The sequence below is a fragment of the Acidobacteriota bacterium genome, from assembly GCA_016712445.1.
Lineage (GTDB): Bacteria > Pseudomonadota > Alphaproteobacteria > Caulobacterales > Hyphomonadaceae > Hyphomonas.
This window is the reverse complement of the sequence record JADJRB010000001.1, coordinates 2,354,279-2,372,196: the sequence shown is the minus strand read 5'-3', so window position 1 is coordinate 2,372,196 and position 17,918 is coordinate 2,354,279. Positions and strand designations below refer to the sequence as shown.

Below are 17,918 nucleotides of genomic sequence, written 5' to 3'. Positions count from 1 at the left end.
GAGAGCCCCAGATGCAAGTCATTCTCCTTGAGCGTATCGAACGTCTCGGCAAGATCGGCGACGAAGTGCGCGTGAAGAACGGCTTCGGCCGTAACTTCCTGATCCCGCAAGGCAAGGCGCTGGTCGCCAACGACCGCAACCGCAAGCGCTTCGAGCATGAGCGTGAGGCCATCGAGGCCCGCAACGCCGCTGCCCGTGACGCCGCAAAGACCGAAGCCGAGAAGCTGGAAGGCGAAACCTTCGTGCTGATCCGTCAGGCCGGCGAAACCGGCCAGCTGTACGGTTCGGTCTCGGCTCGCGACGTGGCTGAAGCTGCCGAAGCAACCGGTCACTCGGTGCCGCGCAACTCGGTTCGCCTCGACAAGCCGATCAAGGCCATCGGCCTTTATGACGTGTCGATCCGCCTGCACGCCGAAGTCGCCGTGAAGGTCCAGGTCAACGTGGCCCGGTCGCCGGAAGAAGCTGAACGCCAGGCCAAGGGCGAGAACATCGCCGAGGCGCTGCAAGCTGCCAACGCGGCGTTTGCTGCCGAACAGGCCAGCGAACTCGCCGAAGCAGCAGCCGAGCGCGGCCCGGCCGGCGACGACGAATAGTCGTCACGCCTGTTGCACTGAAATCAGGGGCCGCGACTTTGTGAAGTCGCGGCCCTTTTTTTCTGTGATTCGTCAGGCGAAAGGGCCAGCCGTCCCTCGCGCATTAGGTTAATATACCGGCATGAACCAGCCGCTCACGCCCTCACAGACACCTGTTGTCTCGCCGCACAACCTCGCCGCGGAAGCCGCCGTGCTGGGCGCGATCCTGTTCGACAACAACGTCTATCAGTACATCGCCGACATCCTTCGCCCGCAGGACTTCTACGCCCCCGCCCACCAGCTGTTGTTCGAAGTCTCGTCGAACATGATCCAGACCGGCCGGGTGGCCGACGGCGTGACGTTGCGCGAGCATTTCGAGCAGAAGGAAAAGCTGACCGAAATCGGCGGCGGCAAGTACCTCGTCGACCTGCTCGACGCGGCCGCCTTCGGCCCCGAAGTGAAGGACTATGCGAGGATCATCCGTGACCTCGCGATCCGGCGCGAGCTGATCCGCGTAGGCGGCGGCATCCAGTCACAATCGCTGGCGCCGGAGGATGACGACACCGGCTCCACGCTGATCAACAAGGCGGAACGCGCGCTGTTCGAACTCGCCGAGCGCGGCAGTTCGGAGCGCGGCTTCTCGACCTTTGCCGATGCGCTTGCGGAATCTCTGGTCACCGCAGAAGCGGCGTTCAAGCGCGGCGGCAAGATCGCCGGCATCCCTACCCTGCTGCGCGATCTCGACGAGCAGCTCGGCGGCTTCCACCGCTCGGACCTTCTGATCCTTGCGGGACGCCCTTCGATGGGGAAGACCTCGCTTGCCACCAACATCGCCTACAACGTCGCGAAGTCCTATCGCTACGAGAAGCAGGAAGACGGCTCGCGCAAGACGATCGACGGCGGGATAGTCGCCTTCTTCTCGCTGGAGATGTCGAGCGAGCAGCTGGCAACACGTATCCTGGCGGAACGCACCGGCATCAACTCGCACGACATCCGGCAGGGCAAGCTGTCAAAGGCCGACTTTGAGCGTCTGTCTGAAGGCACGGCCGAGATGCAGAACCTGCCGCTCTACATCGACGATACGGGCGGCATCTCGATCAGTGAGCTGACGGCTCGGGCGAGACGCTTGAAGCGGTCCGAAGGGCTTGACCTGATTGTCATCGACTATCTGCAGCTGATCACGGCTTCCGGGTCCGGGTCCAACACGAACCGCGTTCAGGAAGTCACCCAGATCACCACCGCGCTGAAGGCGCTGGCGAAGGATCTTGCTGTCCCGGTCCTCGCGCTGTCGCAGCTTTCGCGCGCGGTGGAACAGCGCGACGACAAGCGCCCGCAACTCTCGGACCTGCGCGAATCCGGCTCGATCGAGCAGGACGCCGATATCGTGATGTTCGTGTTCCGCGAGGAATACTACCTTGCGCGGACCGAGCCGCCGGCAGACCCGAATGATCCGTCCTCGAACGAAAAGTGGAAAGCCTGGAGGCAACGGATGGACCAGGTGTTCGGGACGGCCGAAGTGATCGTCTCCAAGCAGCGCCACGGCCCCATCGGTACGGTGAAACTCGCGTTCGACGCGCGCCTTACGCGGTTTGGCGACCTTGCCTACGACGCCGCGAAGTCCGATCCGTTCGAGTAGGCGATGCAGCTCGTTTTCGTATACGGCCCGCCGGCTGCCGGGAAATATACGGTGTCAAAGCTGGTGGCCGCGCGCACCGGACTCGCGCTGTTCCACAACCATCTCATCGTCGATGCCGTGCACGCCGTTTTCCCGTTCGGCTCGCCGAGCTTCGTGCGGCTGCGCGAGCAGTTCTGGATGGACGTTGTCGGCGCCGCTTGCGCCGAAGATCGCTCGCTGATCTTCACGTTCCAGCCGGAAAGCTCTGTTTCACCTGATTTTGCGCAGTCGGTGATCGACCTTGTGCGGAGCAAGGGCGGCGATGTGCTGCTGGTCTATCTCAAACTTTCCAGCGAGGGTCAGTCCAGCCGGATCGCCAACGACGATCGCGCCCGGTTCGGAAAATTGCGCGACAAGAATTTGTTGCAGGCATTGCAGGCGGAATTTGCAGCCTGCGAAGCCGCGATGCCGGAGCCCGATCTGGTGATCGACACTGGGGCGGTATCGGCGGAAGCGGCGGCGAGCCAGATCGTCGCCCGGCTTGAGGGCTGAACGGGCTCAATCCAGCGCGGCGTGCAGGAACTCGAGGGCATCCCTCGCAAACAGGCGCATGTTTTCCGCGCGGTCGCTGAGACCGGTTTCAAGCGTACGGGACGCTTCGAATTTGCCGGGCCCTGCGAGCCCGACGCAGGTGTGCCCGGCGGCGTCGCCGTACGGATTGCCATCCGGGCCGGCCGCGCCCGTTTCGCTGAGCCCCCAGTGCGCATCGAGCTTGCCGCGGATCGTGCGGGCCAGCAGACGCGCGTAGGGCTCGGTCGACGAGCGCATGTCGCCGAGGTCTTCCTTGCCGAGGCCGAGCAGGCCGCGGAAGGCTTGCCGCGTGTAGATGACCCCGCCGCCGCGGTACCAGTTCGAGGCACCGGGCGCGGCGAGGATGGCGGCCGAAATCAGTCCGCCTGCGGAGGATTCCGAGATCGCCACGGTCTCGCCGCGCGCCTTGAGGCGCGCGCCGATCTCCGCAGCCAGGGGCAACAGGGACTGCATCCGCCTACTTGTTGCCGATCCATTCGAATTCCGGCTCGTCCCACCACGGGAAGAAGCCCGGCATGCCGTCAGACACCTTCACGGGATAGACCGGAGTGCGCTTCTCGAGGAAGCTCATCACACCTTCCTTGGCATCCGGTGTCTTGCCGCGCGTGTAGATGGCGGCGGAGTCGACGATGTGGGCTTCCATGGGGTGCGAGGCGCCGAGCATGCGCCACATCATCTGGCGCGTCAGGGCGTTGGAAACCGGAGCGGTGTTGTCGGCAATCTCCTTGGCGAGGGCGCGCGCCGCCGTCATCAGCTCCGCATGCGGAACGACCTTGCTCACCAGGCCGCCCTTGAGCGCCTCATCCGCCGGAAAGACGCGGCCGGTGTAACACCATTCGAGCGCCTGCTGGATGCCGACGAGGCGCGGCAGGAACCAGCTGGAAGCGGCCTCCGGGTTGATGCCGCGCTTGTTGAACACAAAGCCGAAGCGCGCCTTGTCGGACGCGATGCGGATGTCCATCGGCAGCTGCATCGTCACGCCGATGCCGACGGCCGCGCCGTTGATGGCGCCGATCACCGGCTTCAGGCTCTGGAAGATGCGCAAGGTGAGCCGGCCGCCGCCGTCGCGCTGGATGTCAATGCTCTCGGTGCGGCCCTTCTCGCCGTCGCCGGCGCGGGCGTCATAGTCGAACGTCTTGGCGCCTGCCGACAGGTCGGCGCCGGCGCAGAACGCACGGTCGCCGTGCCCGGTGACGATCACGGCCTTCACGCGGTCGTCGGCGTCGGTGATGTCGAACGCCTCGATCATCTCGTACATCATCACGCCGGTGAAGGCGTTCATGTTGTCCGGGCGGTGGAGGGTCAGCGTGGCAATGCCATCCTCGATGTCCAGAATGATTTCCTTGAACTCTTTCGGGCGGGCCATGCGTATCCTCCTGTGAATGACTAGCCCCGAGAACAAGCCCCTTCCCCGACGTCCGTCAAGCGTTGCCCGCGCGGCGGGTTGGGGGTGACGCGGCCGTCATTTTTCGCTAGCGATTCCGGTATGGACCTCGCCGAACTGCCTCCCGTCACAACCCTGGCCGCCCCTTTCTTCGTGGTGTCGGTGGCGCTGGAATGGTGGGCCGTGAAGTCCGGCCGCGCCAAGGGGCGCTACGAGACGAAGGATGCCTTCGCCTCCATGGCCATGGGGATCGGCAATGTCGTGGTGAACACCGCCACGGGCGTGATCGCGTTCTGGATGATGATGCTCGCCTGGCCCTACCGGATCGGCGAGATCCCGTTCACCTGGTGGAGTTTCCTCCTCGCCTTCGTGCTTTACGATTTCGTCTATTACTGGAAGCACCGCTTTGCGCACCGCATGCGCTGGTTCTGGATGGAGCATGTGACGCACCATTCGAGCGAGCATTACAACCTGACCACAGCGCTACGCCAACCCTGGTTCGGGCCGTTCACCGGGCTGATCCTGCTCGGCCTGCCGATGGTCTGGATCGGCTTCCACCCCTACATCATCGCCTTCGTCGGCGGACTCAACCTGCTCTACCAGTTTTGGATCCATACCGAGGCGATCGACAAGATGCCCCGCTGGTTCGAGGCGGTGTTCAACACGCCGAGCCATCACCGTGTGCACCACGCGACCAATCCGCGGTACCTCGACGCCAACTATGCCGGCGTGTTCATCACCTGGGACAAGATGTTCGGCAGCTTCGTGCCGGAACTGGAACGCGACAAGCCGGTCTATGGCATCGTCAAGCCGGTGGGCACGTATAACCCGTTCGTGATTGCCTTCCATGAGCTGGGCGGCCTGCTGCGCGATTGCGCGCGCGATGGCCTGCGGCCGTGGCGTTGGGTGGGCCGCGCGATCAATGCGCCGGGCTGGAGCCCGGACGGGCAGCACAACCGCTCGATCGAACTGAAGCGCGCCTTCGTGGCGCAGAACCCCGCCGAGGCGGGGCAAGCAGGACTGCCGAAATGAACACTTCCGACCTCATCACCCGTTACTACGCCGCCTTCAACGCGAAGGACTGGGCGAAGATGGCCGGCTGCGTGGCGGAGGACATCAACCACTTCGTCAACGAGGGCGACAAGCGCGGCGGCCGCAAGGCGTTCGCTGAGTTCATCGCGCATATGGATGATTGCTATGACGAGACGCTGACCGATATCGTCGTGATGCCGTCCGCAGACGGATCACGCGCGGCAGCCGAGTTCATCGTCAACGGCGTGTACAAGAAGACCGATGCTGGACTGCCCGAAGCGCGCGGCCAGACCTACAAGCTGCCGGCGGGTGCGTTTTTCGACGTCAGGGACGGCGCCATCCAGCGGGTGACGACCTACTACAATCTCAAGGAATGGATCCGGCAAGTCTCGTGAAGACACGGGCGCTGACCGGCGACGAACTCGAAGCGGCCCTGCCCGCGCTCGCAGCGCTGCGCATCGAGGTGTTCCGGGCGTTTCCGTATCTCTACGCCGGCTCCGAAGATTATGAACAGGGCTACCTGCGCGAGTTCGCTGGGGCGAAGGACAGTTTCATCATCGCCGCTGAAGCCGATGATGGCCGCATCGTCGGCTGCGCTACCGGCTCGGCGCTGACCGGCCATCACGGCGAGTTTGCTGCGCCGCTGGCCGAGGCCGGGTATGACCTTGCCTCGACGTTCTATTTTGGTGAGTCTGTCCTCCTGCCCGCCTATCGCGGTCACGGGCTGGGGCACGCCTTTTTCGACGCCCGTGAAGGCCACGCCCGCGCACGGGGTTATGCCCGCACCTGCTTTTGCGCCGTCGAACGAGCGCAAGACCATCCTGCCCGGCCGGCCGGCTATTCACCGCTCGACGCGTTCTGGGAAAAGCGGGGCTATCGCAAGCTGCCCGGCCTGGTAACGACCTTCAGCTGGCCGACAAAGCCAGGGGGACCAAGCGAAACGCACCAGATGGGCTGCTGGATGCGGGCCTTTTGACGCCTTCCCGCAAGGTCAAACGTGGACAGCGCGGCGGGCGGCGATAGAACTGGATTTCATTCCCGAACCTGCCTGGAGCTGCGCCCATGCCTTTCTCTCGTCTGGCCGTGTTCTGCCTCGCGGCCATGTGGCTCGCCGCCTGCACGCCCGCGCCTGAAGCGACGAAAGAGCTGCCGCCTCCCGACGCCGCGGCGATCGAGGCGCACATGGCCTATCTGGCATCAGATGAGCTGGAGGGACGCGAAGCGGGCACACCGGGTTACGATCTGGCGGCCGACTATGTCGCAAAGCAATTCACCGAGATGGGCCTTGCCCCGACAGGCAATGACGGCACCTATTTCCAGGACATCACGTTCCGCCGCTCGGTCCGCGAGGCTGACGGACGCGCATTTGAAGTGAAGGACGCAGCGGGCAATGTCCTGCCGCTGACCGAGAACGTGAATGCGGTCGTCTACAACTCGATCCAGGGAACCGAAGCCACCATCGAAGCTCCCGCAGTGTTTGTCGGCTTCGGGCTCGTTGCGCCCGAACTTGACCGAGACGACTTTGCCGGCGTCGACCTCACCGGCAAGATTGCGGTCGTGTTGGGCGGGACGCCGAAAGGCATCCAGAACGAAGAGCGCGCCTTTTACGGCAACCGCAAATACAAGAACCTGTCGGACCGCGGCGCGATCGGCGTCATTTCTGTTGAAACGCCGACGCGCAAGGCGATCTACTCGTTCCAGCGCCTGCTCGCTGAGGGCCGGCTGGAGGGCGCGAGCCTCGCATGGCTTCAGGAGGATGGTACGCCGTACACTGACGCGCCGGCCCTGGAAGCATATGCGGCGGTCTCGCTCGAAGGTGCGCCAGCGCTGTTTACCGGCGCGCCGGTCAGCTGGGCCGAGATCGAAACCGCGGCCGAAGCCGAAGGCGCCGCCGTGCCGAGTTTCGAGATGCCGATCACCATCAAGATCACGCAGCGGTCTGCGCACGACACGGTCAAATCGGCGAACGTGGTCGCAATGATCGAAGGCAGCGATCCGGACCTGAAAAACGAAGTGATCGTCATCAGCGCCCACCTCGACCATATCGGCATCTCCAAGACCATGGAGGACGACAAGATCAATAACGGCGCGCTGGACAACGCGGCCGGCGTCTCGACCATGCTCGACGCCGCCCGGATGCTCAAGAACGGCCCGCCGCTGAAACGCACCGTTGTCTTTATTGCGCTCACGGCCGAGGAGAAGGGCCTGCTCGGCGCGCAATACTTTGCCAAGAACCCGTCCGTGTCCGGAACGATTGTCGCCAACGTCAACCTGGACATGCCGGTGCTGACCTATGACTTCACGGACGTGATCGTCTACGGCGCGTTGCGCTCGACGATTGCTCCCAGCGTCGAGACGGCGCTGAAGGCCATGAACATAACGATGAGCCCCGACCCGGCGCCGGAACAAGGTATCTTCACGCGCTCTGACCATTTCCGTTTTGTCGAGGCCGGGATCCCATCCGTGTTCCTCGCGACCGGCTGGCAAAATGGCGGCGACAAGGCGATCGCCGAGCACCAGGCCAAGAACTATCACCGCCCCTCGGACGACATGTCCAACAATCTCAATTTCGATGCCGCCGCCCGGTTTGCCGAACTGAATGCGCGCATTGCCCTGACGCTCGCCAACGCAGACCAGCGTCCATTGTGGAAGAAGGACGACTTCTTCGCGCGCCAGTTCAACGGCCCAATGGAACCCTGAACCAAACACAAAATTCCCGGAGGAAACCATGCACCCCTTTCATCATGCAAAATCGCGCCCCGATACGCCGGCTATCATCATGGCCGGCTCGGGCGAAGTGATCACCTTCAAGCAACTCGATGACCGCTCCAACCAGATCGCGCAGGCGCTGCGCGCTGCAGGCTGCGCACCGGGCGACACGATCGCGATCTTTGCGGAGAACTCGCCGCGCTATTTCGAGATCTGCTGGGGCGCCCAGCGTGCCGGGCTCTACTACGTGGCGGTGTCGTCGCGCCTGACAACGCCGGAGGTCACCTACATCATCGAGGATTCCGGCGCGAAGCTGCTGATCGCCAGCGCCTCGAAGGGTACGATTGCGAAGGAAGTAAAAACCGCGACCGGCCTGAAGGATTGCTGGTCCATCGACGGCGCCATCGACGGCTTCACACCGCTCGAAGCCCATCGCGCCACGTTCCCGGCGACGCCGGTGGCGGACGAGATGGCGGGCACCGACATGCTCTATTCGTCCGGCACGACCGGGCGGCCGAAAGGCATTCGCCCGCCGCTCGAGCCCGGCCTGCCCATCGACGGCGACAATGCGCTGATCCAGATCGCGCGCGTGATGTCCGGCGCCACCGACACGTCGGTCTACCTGTCGCCGGCGCCGCTGTATCACGCCGCGCCGCTGCGCTGGTGCATGGCGTTCACGCGCATCGGCGCGACGCTGGTGATCATGGAGAAGTTCGATCCCGAGGCTTACCTCCAGCTGGTCGAGAAATACCAGGTCACCCATTCGCAGCTTGTGCCGACGATGTTCGTGAAGATGCTGAAGCTGCCTGAGGATGTGCGCAAGAAATACGACGTCTCGAGTATCAAGTTTGCGATCCATGCGGCTGCGCCCTGCCCGGTGCCGGTGAAGGAGCAGATGATCAACTGGTGGGGTCCGGTGATCGACGAGTATTACGCGGGCTCCGAAGGCAACGGCATGACGTGGGTGAAGAGCCCTGACTGGATGACCCACAAGGGCACCGTCGGCCGGCCAGTGCTGGGCGAACTGCACATCTGCAATGAAGAGGGCGATGAAGTGCCCGTCGGCGAAGAGGGGCAGGTGTATTTCGGAGGCACCACACCGCCGAATTATCACAACGCGCCGGAGAAGAACAAAGCGGCGCTGAACCCGAAGCATCCCGACTGGTCGTCGCTGGGCGATGTCGGCAAGGTTGACGCAGACGGCTTCCTCTACCTGACCGACCGCAAAGCCTTCATGATCATTTCGGGCGGCGTGAACATCTACCCGCAGGAAACCGAGAACATCCTGATCACCCACCCGAAAGTGGCCGATTGTGCCGTGATCGGCGTGCCGGACGAGGACTTTGGCGAGGCCGTGAAGGCCGTGGTGCAGCCTATGCCGGGTATCGCGCACTCACCGGAACTGGCCGCAGAGCTGATGGAATTCTGCCAGGCGAACCTTTCTAAGATCAAATGCCCGAAGAGCATCGACTTCGATCCCGAACTGCCGCGCCACCCGACCGGCAAGCTGTACAAGCGCCTTATCCGCGACCGGTACTGGGGCAACAAGGACAGCCGCATCGTCTAGGGCCTCACTGTTGCCAGCCCCACCCTAACCCTCCCCAAGATGGGGGGGGACAGGTCACTCTTCGGGGAGCGCAACCTCTGCAAAGCAGCGCTACAGGTCCCCTCCCCCTTGTGGGAAGGGTTAGAGTGGGGCCATGTCGCCTTGCGGCCCCGTCTCAGACATCGCATCCTTCCGCAAAACCCCCGGGAGGCCACCATGATCCGCCGCAGCGACTTTCCCACCGACTTCGTCTGGGGCGCCTCCACCGCGTCCTACCAGATCGAGGGGGCGCATGATGCGGACGGGCGGGCGCCCAGCATCTGGGACGCCTTCAGCGCAGAGCCCGGCCGGGTGAAGAATGGCGACACCGGAAATGTCGCCTGCGACCACTATCATCGGTACAAGGAAGACGTCGCGCTGATGAAGGCGGCGAATTTCAGCGCTTACCGGTTCTCCACTTCCTGGAGCCGGGTCTTGCCGGAGGGCCGCGGGCAACCGAATGAGGCGGGGCTCGACTTCTACGACCGCCTCGTCGACGAGCTTCTGCACAATGGCGTCGCGCCGTGGCTCTGCCTCTACCATTGGGACCTTCCCCTCGCCCTGCACAAGGCCGGGCTTAGCTGGACGAACCGCGAGATCGTTCCCCTGTTTGCGGACTATGCCGGGCTGCTCGCGCGCCGGCTGGGCGACCGGGTCACGCATTGGGCGACGTTCAACGAACCCAACATGTTCACCATGCTCGGCTATGGCGCAGGCGTGCACGCGCCCGGCATCCGCGACCGGGAGGCCTGGCTTGACGCGGTCCACCATGTGAACCTCGCGCATGGCGCCGCCGTACGGCGCCTGCGATCAGGCCTACCGGCTGGCGCGAGGATCGGATCGGTCCCGAACCTGCAGCCGGTTCGTCCGGCCACGGACAGCGACGCCGACCGCGAGGCCGCCGCAAGAATGGACGCCGCGATGAACCGGGCGACCGCTGATCCGGTATTTCTCGGGAAATACGATCCCATCACGCGCGGCTGGATGGGCGACCGGATCAAGCCCGGAGATGAAGCCGCAATCCATGCGCCGCTCGACTGGCTGGGGCTCAACCACTATTCGCCGCAGTATGCATCGGCGCGCGCGAGCGCCTGGGGCTATCGACCGGCGGCTCCGCCAGAGGGCGCGGAGAAGACCCTGATGGGCTGGCACGTCGATCCGGGCGCCTTCCGCGACATGCTGGTCGAGACATCCAGCCGCTACGGCCTGCCGGTCTATGTGACGGAGAACGGCATGGCCGACGATGTCGAGCCGGACGCCAGCGGCACGGTGAACGACGAAGCGCGCGTGTCCTACCTGCAGCGCTACCTGGGCGCCGTGAAGGACGCCCGGGAAGCGGGCGCGGACATTCGCGGTTACCTTGTCTGGTCGATGCTCGACAATTTCGAATGGGCGATGGGGTACGGGCCGCGCTTTGGAATTGTGCATGTCGACTACGCCACACAGAAGCGGACCCCCAAGGCCTCCTATCGCCTGCTCGCAGACCTCGCCGGGGCGGCGGCCACCGCATGACCCTCATCCCGGACCAGCGCCACCTTTTCGACATCCCGGACGACGTCGCCTACCTAAACGTCGCCACGATGGGTCCCCTGCCATTGGCCGCCTCCGAGGCAGGCCAGCGCGGGCTCGCGCGCAAGCTGCGACCCTGGAACATTCCGGATACGGACTTCTTCACCGACACGAAGCGTCTTCGCCCCTTGCTGGCCGAACTGATCGGCGCGGACGAAGCCGGCATCGCGTTCGTACCGTCCGTCAGCTACGCGCTGGCGACGGCAGCGCAGAACCTGCCCTTGGCGAAGGGACAATCGGTCCTCTTGCTGGAAGACCAGTTCCCGTCGAACGTTTACACATGGCGCGCGCACGCAGGCGCTGCCGGCGCACGGGTCATCACGGTCAAGGCGCACGGAAACGCTGACTTGTCTTCAGCCCTTCTCGACGCCATCGGGCCAGATACCGGCCTTGTCGCCTGCCCCCAGGTGCGTTGGACGGATGGCGCACGGATCGACCTTGTAGCGGTGGGCAAGCGGTGCCGCGACGTTGGCGCCGCCCTCGTGCTCGACCTGACGCAAAGTTGCGGCGCCATGCGCTTCGACGTGCGCGAAGTGCAGCCGGATTTTGTCGCCGTAGCAGGCTACAAATGGCTTCTCGGGCCCTACGCGATGGGCTTCCTTTATGCGGCGCCCCACCGGCGCAACGGCCGGCCGCTTGAGCAGAACTGGATCACCCGGAAGGGCGCCGACGACTTCTCCCGCCTAATCGACTATACGGATGAATTCGCTCCGGGTGCGGAACGTTACGACATGGGAGAAAGGTCGAACTTCGCGCTGCTTCCCGCCTTCGAGGCCTCCATCAGGCAGGTGCTCGACTGGGGCGTTGCCAATATCGAGGCGACCCTCGCGCACCGCAATCGAAGCCTGGCTGCGGAGTTGGAGAAGCGCGGCCTGCCGGTCATGCCGGAAGCGGAGCGCGGACCGCACTATCTCGGCGCCCTGCTGCCGGACACCGCGCCCGCGGACCTGACCGCGCGGCTCAAAGCGGAAGGCATCTATGTGTCAAAGCGCGGCAACCGCCTGCGGATCACGCCGCACCTGTTCACGCGAGACAAAGATATCGCGCGCTTCCTTGAGGCGCTGGACCGGCATCTCACCTGAGGCCGGTCAGAACAACCAGCTCTCCGGATTGTCGGGCGGCGCGTTCCGCGCCAGCGCCTGCAGGCCTTTGGTGATGCGCAGCATGTACCACACGATCGCCGCCATGATGATCAGCACGCCGAATAGGAAATAGGTCAGCACCAGCCCGATGAGCACGTAGACCACGCTCTTGGCAAAGATGTGCAGCTGGTTCTTCACATGCGCCTGGAAGAGCGCGTCGCCCGCATCCCGGGCAAGGTAGGCCACGACGGCAGCGACGACGTTCAAGCCGGGCACGAACAAGCCCAGCAGGAGGCCGGCATAGACCAACCGCGCATAGCCCGGCGTGCCCTTGCTGAACGAGAAGAGGGTCGAAATCGTCATGGCTGTCATGTTCGCGTGTCCACATGTCCAGATTGAGGCCGCGCGCGCGCCAGTCAAGCGGCCTACAATTGACGCGCCGTTACCCTTGCGGAAGCGCCGTGGCCGCGCCAGAACAGGCAAAAGCATTCAAGCCAATTCAAGGAGGACCGCATGGCCAATCCCCGCAAAATTTCTTACGCCGACCTGGAATCGCTCGCTGGCCAGGAAGTCGGCGTGTCCGACTGGCACACCATCGACCAGGACCGCGTCAACAAGTTTGCCGACGCGACCGGCGACCATCAGTGGATCCACGTCGACGTTGCCCGTGCTACGAAGGAAATCGGCGGCCCGATCGCCCACGGCTTCCTCACCCTGTCGCTGCTGCCAATGCTCGGTGCTGAAGTGCTTCGCGTGGAAGGCACGACCCGCGGCATCAACTATGGCTCGGACAAGGTGCGCTTCACCAACATGGTGCCGGTCGGCTCCAAGGTCCGCCTGCGCCAGAAGTGCCTGTCGGTCGAATCGAAGGCGGGCGGCAAGACCATGAAGATGGAAGCCACCGTCGAAATCGAAGGCAAGGACCGCCCCGCGCTCGTCGCTGAGTCGATCACGGTTCTCTACGGCTGATCCGGCACTATATTGGGGGCGAGCCACTGAATGGAGCGCCCCCGATGTCCAAAACCAAGATCAAACGCACCGATGCGGAATGGCAGGCTTTGCTTGACCCTGAAGCCTACCGCGTAGGCGTCAAGGAAGGCACCGAGCGCGCGTTCACGCCCGGCAATTTCCAGGACGAAAAGCGGCCCGGCATCTACTATTGCAAGGGCTGCGGCACCGCGCTCTGGTCGTCAGAGCACAAGTTCGAGTCCGGCACCGGATGGCCGAGCTACTGGCAGCCGGTCTCCCCGGATGTTGTGGCAACCAAAACCGACTTCAAGATGGTGATTCCGCGCACGGAATGTCACTGCGCCACCTGCGGCCTGCACCAGGGTCATGTGTTCCGCGACGGCCCGCCGCCGACAGGAGAACGCTGGTGCATCAACGGCGCCGTGCTGGATTTTCGCCCGGCCGAATAAGCGCTGGACAGTTCGCGCCGGGCTGCTCCACTATCGCACAAAGAGATTTGCGGAGCTCCCGATGCGCCTTGCTGCCCACTTCGCCGGCCTTGCGGCCGTCACAACGCTTTTTTCCGGATGCATGATGACCCCCGACGCGCCCCTGACTGACGCCCTGACGACCAGTGCAGCCCTGCCGCCGGCGCCTGTTGCTGCGCGCGTGGACCACGAGACGAACCAGCTCGGGCGCACCCGGAACGACCCGTACAACTGGCTGAAGGATGACAACTGGCAGGAAGTGATGCGTGAGCCGTCACTGCTCAAGCCGGATATCCGCGGCTACCTCGAAGCCGAGAACGCCTTCACCAAGGCCCGTCTCGAAGACACGACGGCGGCCCTGCGCGAAGAACTGTTCAACGAGATGCGCGGCCGCATCAAGGAGGACGACAGCTCGGTGCCGTCGATCCATGGCGGCTGGGCCTATTACACGCGCTTCCGCGAAGGCGGCGAATATGCGGTCTATGCCCGCCGCGCTGCGGCTGACGCATTCAATCCGGAGGGCGCGGAAACGATCCTGCTCGACGGTGACGCGATGGGCAAGGACCAGGACTATTTCGCTTTCGGCGAGGTCGATGCCTCCCCTGACCATACCCAGCTCGCCTACGGCACCGACACCAAGGGCAGCGAGTATTACGAAATCCGTGTAAAGAATATCGAGACAGATGCCGACACCGGCGTGCTGATCGAGAACGCCTACGGCGATTTCGAATGGAGCGCGACCGGCAAGGCGATCTTCTGGGTGTTCCGCGATGCGAATGGCCGGCCGAGCGCCGTCTACCAGCGCGACCTGGCGACCGGCGCGGACACGCTGGTCTATGAGGAAAAGGATCCCGGATTCTTCGTCGGCCTCAGCGCCAGCGAGAGCGAGGAAGTGATCTTCATTTCTGCTGGCGGCCACACGACTTCGGAAACCTACTGGTTCCCCGCCGGCGAGTTGAACCCGAAGCTGCGCCTCGTGGCGCCGCGGCTTGAAGACACCGAATATTCGGTCACCCATTGGGACGGTGCGTTCTACATTTCCACCAACTATGGCGGCGCGGTCGACTTCAAGCTGGTGAAGGCGCCCATGACGTCGTCGTCGCGCGACGACTGGGAAGATGTCATCCCCTATCGTCCGGGTACCTTGCTGCTGGGCGTGCATGCCCAGAAGGACTACCTCACCGTGATGGAGCGCGAAGGCGGCTTGCCGCGCATCGTGATCCACACGCGCGGCCTCGCCGAAAACCACACCATCAGGTTTGACGAAGCTGCCTACGATCTCGGCCTCGACGGCGGCTATGAATATGACGTGCCGGTCCTGCGGTTCGACTATGCGTCGCCCTCCACGCCCGACCAGGTCTATGACTACAATCTCGATACCCGCGAGCGCGTGCTGCGCAAGACCCGCGAAATTCCGTCCGGCCATAATCCGGCGGACTATGTGGTCGAACGCATCATGGCCCCGTCCTGGGACGGCGCGGAAGTGCCCGTCACCTTGCTGCGCCACAAGGACACGCCGGTCGACGGCACCGCGCCGGTCCTGCTTTACGGCTACGGCTCGTATGGCATCACGATTCCGGCAGACTTCCGCACGGGCCGCCTCAGCCTCGTGGACCGGGGCTTCATCTACGCCATCGTCAATCCGCGCGGCGAGATGGCCAAGGGCTACCAATGGTACCTCGATGGCAAGCTCGACAAGAAAACCAACACGTTCAAGGATTTCGTCGCCGCCGGCCAATACCTCGTCGACAAGGGATACACGAAGCGCGGCCACCTGATCGCGCAGGGCGGCTCCGCTGGCGGCCTGCTGATGGGCGCCGTGGCCAACATGGATCCGACGTTGTTCGGCGGCATCATTGCGGCCGTGCCCTTCGTCGATGTGCTCAACACGATGTCGGACGAGAGCCTGCCGCTGACGCCGCCGGAATGGCCAGAATGGGGCAATCCGCTCACGGACGAAGCGGCCTATGACACGATCCTCGCTTACAGCCCGTATGATAATGTCGGCGCACTGCAATACCCGCCGATGCTCATCACCGGCGGCGTGACGGATCCGCGCGTGACCTATTGGGAGCCGTCCAAATGGGCCGCGAAACTCCGCCATGAAGCGCCGGGCGCCGGCCCGTATTTCCTGCGCATCAATCTCGACTCCGGACACTTCGGCGCGTCTGGCCGGTTCGAGGGTCTGAAGGAAGTGGCGATCGAGTATGCCTTTGCGCTCGCGGCGGCCGGCAAGATCGACAGCGTGGAACTCACGCCGGGAGCGGGCGCGCCGGAGTAGCGCCGGTGCTCTATTTCCTCGACTGCGAGTTCAACGGCTTCGGCGGCGAACTGATCAGCCTCGCGCTCTCGGGCGAGACCGGTGAACTCTACCTGTCGCGGCCCGAGAGCGAACTGAACGCGCTCGCCGATCATGACTGGATCGCGGACCATGTGCTGCCTCACCTGTCGCTCCCGGATGCGCGGCCCGACATCATGCCGCTCGACCGCTTCGGCCGGGCCATCCAGGCTTTCCTGACGAATGATCCTGCGCCGGTCATCGTTGCAGACTGGCCGGAAGACCTGATGCACCTGATGCAATGCCTGATCATTGCGCCGGGACAGATGGTGCGGATCCCTGACCTCTCACTGCGCCTGCTCCATGCGTCGGCCTATCCGACCGACATGGAAGAAGCCGTGCAGCACAACGCGTTGTGGGACGCGCGGGCTCTGAGACGTGCCGTGATGGGGTGACGGAAATCCGGAGCTTGGGATTCATTGAATTCCTGAAATCGATCCCCCGGATCGATTTCTGCTGCGAAGCAGCACCAGAATTCAATGGTCGGAGCGGCGGGATTCGAACCCACGACCCCTAGTCCCCCAGACTAGTGCGCTAACCGGGCTGCGCCACGCTCCGACCGAACGCGCTGTATAGGCAAACCCCTATCCGGCTGCAACCGGGATAATCCCGGCGCCTGCTTTGCGTGCGGACCGCAAGAATCGGGTCGATCCGCGCCGCATCCCGGCGGAAACTGGCGCAAACCCGAAAGGCCTCCCAGATGTCATTCCGCATCCTTCCCCTGAACATGGCCGAGTTTGCGCCGCTGTTCCGCCTGAGCGACGAGGAACTGGCCGCCCGCCGCGCCCGGCGCATGGCCAAGGGCACCGGCATGCCCTGCCGCGTCAGCCTCGCCGACGCAGAAGAGGGCGAAACAGTCCTGCTGCTCAACTACACCCATCTTGACGTCGATACGCCCTACCGCGCCAGCCATGCCATCTGCGTGCGCGAAAACGCCCGCGAAGCAAACCTTGCCATTGACGAAGTACCGGCCGCCATCCGCCGGCGCCTGGTTTCCGCCCGTCTTTTTGACGAAGAGGGCAACATCGTCGGAAGTGACGTGTTCGAGGGAACTGAACTGGCCGGCTTCCTGACGCAAGGCTTCCAGCGCGCCGATGTCGGCTTTGCCCACATCCACTACGCCCGCAACGGCTGCTTTGCGGCGAAAGCCGTGCGCGCCTGATCAGGCGGCGCGGCGGGCCCGGGCGGCGTCGATACGGCTCTTGATATCGGTCAACTGGTTCAGCGCGCCCTCAAGACGAAGCTGCTGCGCGCCGGCGTCCGGCGACGCAGCGAAGGCGCGCGCGACGCTAGCCTGCAATTCGCGCGCGGGGCTTGAAACGGGTTCCAGCGCGGCAGCCGACAGCTTCGCTGATCCATCCAGCACGGCGTCGATGCCCTGCTCCGCCAGCATCGCCTTCGCGCCTTTCAGCGTCATGCCGCGCTCATGCACCAGCAGGCGGATCGCGCGCAGGGCATTCATGTCTTCCGGCCGGAACATGCGCCGGCCGTCATCGCGCTTGATCGGCCGCACGTCCTTCGGGAAACGGGTCTCCCAATAGCGCAGCACATGCGTTTCGAGACCAAGCTCGCTCGCAGCCTCACCAATCGACCTGAACGCAGCCTGGGATTTTTCGATCCGGGATCTGAGTGCGGTCATGCGGGCATCCTGTGCAGGTTCAGTCGCGTCCGACGAGCGTCTTCAGCATCGGCGAAGGGCGGAAGGTGACAACGCGGCGAGCGGCAATCGGCGCTTCTTCGCCGGTTTTGGGATTGCGGCCTTCGCGCGCAGATTTCGAACGGACGACGAAGTTGCCGAAACGGGCGAGCTTCACCTCTTCCTCGTGTTCGAGCGCTGCGCCGATGAGTTCGAGTGTGCGGTCCAGCAGGTCAGCCGATTCCTGACGTGTCACACCGACTTCGCGAACAATGGCGTCGGTAACTTCAGCCCGGGTAACGGTCGCGTTGCTCATTTGCCTGATCGCCTTTCGTCAAAGCCTAAGCCCGGTATCTTAACGAATTCCTA

The 17,918-nt window shown here is 64.0% G+C and carries 20 protein-coding genes and 1 tRNA gene; 15 read left to right on the top strand and 6 right to left on the bottom strand.

The annotated features are described in order from the left end of the window. Window positions 1–11: 11 nt before the first annotated feature. The 3 genes from rplI (at window position 12) to IPK75_12055 (ending at window position 2,739) form a co-directional block, all read left to right on the top strand. The gene (rplI, locus tag IPK75_12065) at window positions 12–593 is read left to right on the top strand and encodes a 50S ribosomal protein L9 (protein ID MBK8199091.1); all 582 of its coding nucleotides are present in this window, start codon (window positions 12–14) and stop codon (window positions 591–593) included. Between the two features lie 121 nt (window positions 594–714). After that, window positions 715–2,208, top strand: coding sequence for a replicative DNA helicase (locus IPK75_12060; protein ID MBK8199090.1), 1,494 nt, complete (start codon window positions 715–717; stop codon window positions 2,206–2,208). A gap of 3 nt (window positions 2,209–2,211) precedes the next feature. After that, complete coding sequence (locus IPK75_12055; GenBank protein MBK8199089.1) at window positions 2,212–2,739, top strand: shikimate kinase; 528 nt, start codon at window positions 2,212–2,214, stop codon at window positions 2,737–2,739. Window positions 2,740–2,745: 6 nt separating this feature from the next. Here IPK75_12055 and IPK75_12050 read toward each other — a convergent pair whose 3' ends face one another. Continuing rightward, window positions 2,746–3,231: a CinA family protein gene (locus IPK75_12050; GenBank protein ID MBK8199088.1), complete on the bottom strand. Its 486-nt coding sequence runs from the start codon at window positions 3,229–3,231 to the stop codon at window positions 2,746–2,748. 4 nt (window positions 3,232–3,235) lie between these two features. Next, window positions 3,236–4,144, bottom strand: a complete 909-nt coding sequence (locus tag IPK75_12045; GenBank protein ID MBK8199087.1) for a crotonase/enoyl-CoA hydratase family protein — start codon at window positions 4,142–4,144, stop codon at window positions 3,236–3,238. Between the two features lie 120 nt (window positions 4,145–4,264). Between IPK75_12045 and IPK75_12040 the strand changes: the two genes are divergently transcribed. The 7 genes from IPK75_12040 to IPK75_12010 all read left to right on the top strand — a co-directional run bounded on the left by IPK75_12040 (window position 4,265) and on the right by IPK75_12010 (window position 12,139). Then, entirely contained in the window at window positions 4,265–5,194 is a 930-nt protein-coding gene (locus IPK75_12040; protein MBK8199086.1) for a sterol desaturase family protein, read from the top strand. Then, window positions 5,191–5,589 carry a nuclear transport factor 2 family protein gene (locus IPK75_12035; GenBank protein ID MBK8199085.1) on the top strand — a complete coding sequence of 133 codons (399 nt, stop codon included), beginning with the start codon at window positions 5,191–5,193 and terminating at the stop codon, window positions 5,587–5,589. Before IPK75_12040 ends, IPK75_12035 begins: the two co-directional genes overlap by 4 nt. Beyond that, window positions 5,568–6,170 carry a GNAT family N-acetyltransferase gene (locus tag IPK75_12030; GenBank protein MBK8199084.1) on the top strand — a complete coding sequence of 201 codons (603 nt, stop codon included), beginning with the start codon at window positions 5,568–5,570 and terminating at the stop codon, window positions 6,168–6,170. The genes IPK75_12035 and IPK75_12030 overlap by 22 nt, the downstream gene beginning before the upstream one ends. 86 nt (window positions 6,171–6,256) lie before the next feature. Continuing rightward, window positions 6,257–7,894, top strand: coding sequence for a M20/M25/M40 family metallo-hydrolase (locus IPK75_12025; GenBank protein MBK8199083.1), 1,638 nt, complete (start codon window positions 6,257–6,259; stop codon window positions 7,892–7,894). Between the two features lie 28 nt (window positions 7,895–7,922). Then, a complete protein-coding gene (locus tag IPK75_12020; protein MBK8199082.1) occupies window positions 7,923–9,470 on the top strand; it encodes an acyl-CoA synthetase in 1,548 nt (515 codons plus the stop codon). A 195-nt stretch (window positions 9,471–9,665) separates the two neighbouring features. Next, a complete protein-coding gene (locus IPK75_12015) occupies window positions 9,666–11,000 on the top strand; it encodes a beta-glucosidase (protein ID MBK8199081.1) in 1,335 nt (444 codons plus the stop codon). Beyond that, window positions 10,997–12,139 (top strand): aminotransferase class V-fold PLP-dependent enzyme, encoded by a 1,143-nt coding sequence (locus IPK75_12010; protein MBK8199080.1) that lies wholly within the window; start codon window positions 10,997–10,999, stop codon window positions 12,137–12,139. The genes IPK75_12015 and IPK75_12010 overlap by 4 nt, the downstream gene beginning before the upstream one ends. A gap of 6 nt (window positions 12,140–12,145) precedes the next feature. Here IPK75_12010 and IPK75_12005 read toward each other — a convergent pair whose 3' ends face one another. Next, a complete protein-coding gene (locus IPK75_12005) occupies window positions 12,146–12,502 on the bottom strand; it encodes a DUF4870 domain-containing protein (protein ID MBK8199079.1) in 357 nt (118 codons plus the stop codon). A 150-nt stretch (window positions 12,503–12,652) separates the two neighbouring features. Between IPK75_12005 and IPK75_12000 the strand changes: the two genes are divergently transcribed. The 4 genes from IPK75_12000 to IPK75_11985 all read left to right on the top strand — a co-directional run bounded on the left by IPK75_12000 (window position 12,653) and on the right by IPK75_11985 (window position 16,308). Continuing rightward, a complete protein-coding gene (locus tag IPK75_12000) occupies window positions 12,653–13,108 on the top strand; it encodes a MaoC family dehydratase (GenBank protein MBK8199078.1) in 456 nt (151 codons plus the stop codon). Window positions 13,109–13,152: 44 nt separating this feature from the next. Beyond that, complete coding sequence (msrB, locus tag IPK75_11995; GenBank protein MBK8199077.1) at window positions 13,153–13,557, top strand: peptide-methionine (R)-S-oxide reductase MsrB; 405 nt, start codon at window positions 13,153–13,155, stop codon at window positions 13,555–13,557. Window positions 13,558–13,618: 61 nt separating this feature from the next. Beyond that, window positions 13,619–15,856 (top strand): S9 family peptidase, encoded by a 2,238-nt coding sequence (locus IPK75_11990; protein ID MBK8199076.1) that lies wholly within the window; start codon window positions 13,619–13,621, stop codon window positions 15,854–15,856. A gap of 5 nt (window positions 15,857–15,861) precedes the next feature. After that, window positions 15,862–16,308 carry a hypothetical protein gene (locus IPK75_11985; GenBank protein ID MBK8199075.1) on the top strand — a complete coding sequence of 149 codons (447 nt, stop codon included), beginning with the start codon at window positions 15,862–15,864 and terminating at the stop codon, window positions 16,306–16,308. 85 nt (window positions 16,309–16,393) lie between these two features. On the opposite strand, the gene IPK75_11980 is transcribed toward IPK75_11985, so the two are convergent. Next, window positions 16,394–16,471 (bottom strand) — tRNA-Pro (locus IPK75_11980). 142 nt (window positions 16,472–16,613) lie between these two features. Between IPK75_11980 and IPK75_11975 the strand changes: the two genes are divergently transcribed. Next, complete coding sequence (locus IPK75_11975; GenBank protein ID MBK8199074.1) at window positions 16,614–17,075, top strand: DUF1203 domain-containing protein; 462 nt, start codon at window positions 16,614–16,616, stop codon at window positions 17,073–17,075. Here the strand turns inward: IPK75_11975 and IPK75_11970 are convergent, their stop codons facing one another. Then, window positions 17,076–17,552, bottom strand: coding sequence for a MerR family transcriptional regulator (locus IPK75_11970; GenBank protein MBK8199073.1), 477 nt, complete (start codon window positions 17,550–17,552; stop codon window positions 17,076–17,078). A gap of 19 nt (window positions 17,553–17,571) precedes the next feature. After that, entirely contained in the window at window positions 17,572–17,865 is a 294-nt protein-coding gene (locus tag IPK75_11965) for an integration host factor subunit alpha (GenBank protein MBK8199072.1), read from the bottom strand. Window positions 17,866–17,918 lie beyond the last annotated feature (53 nt).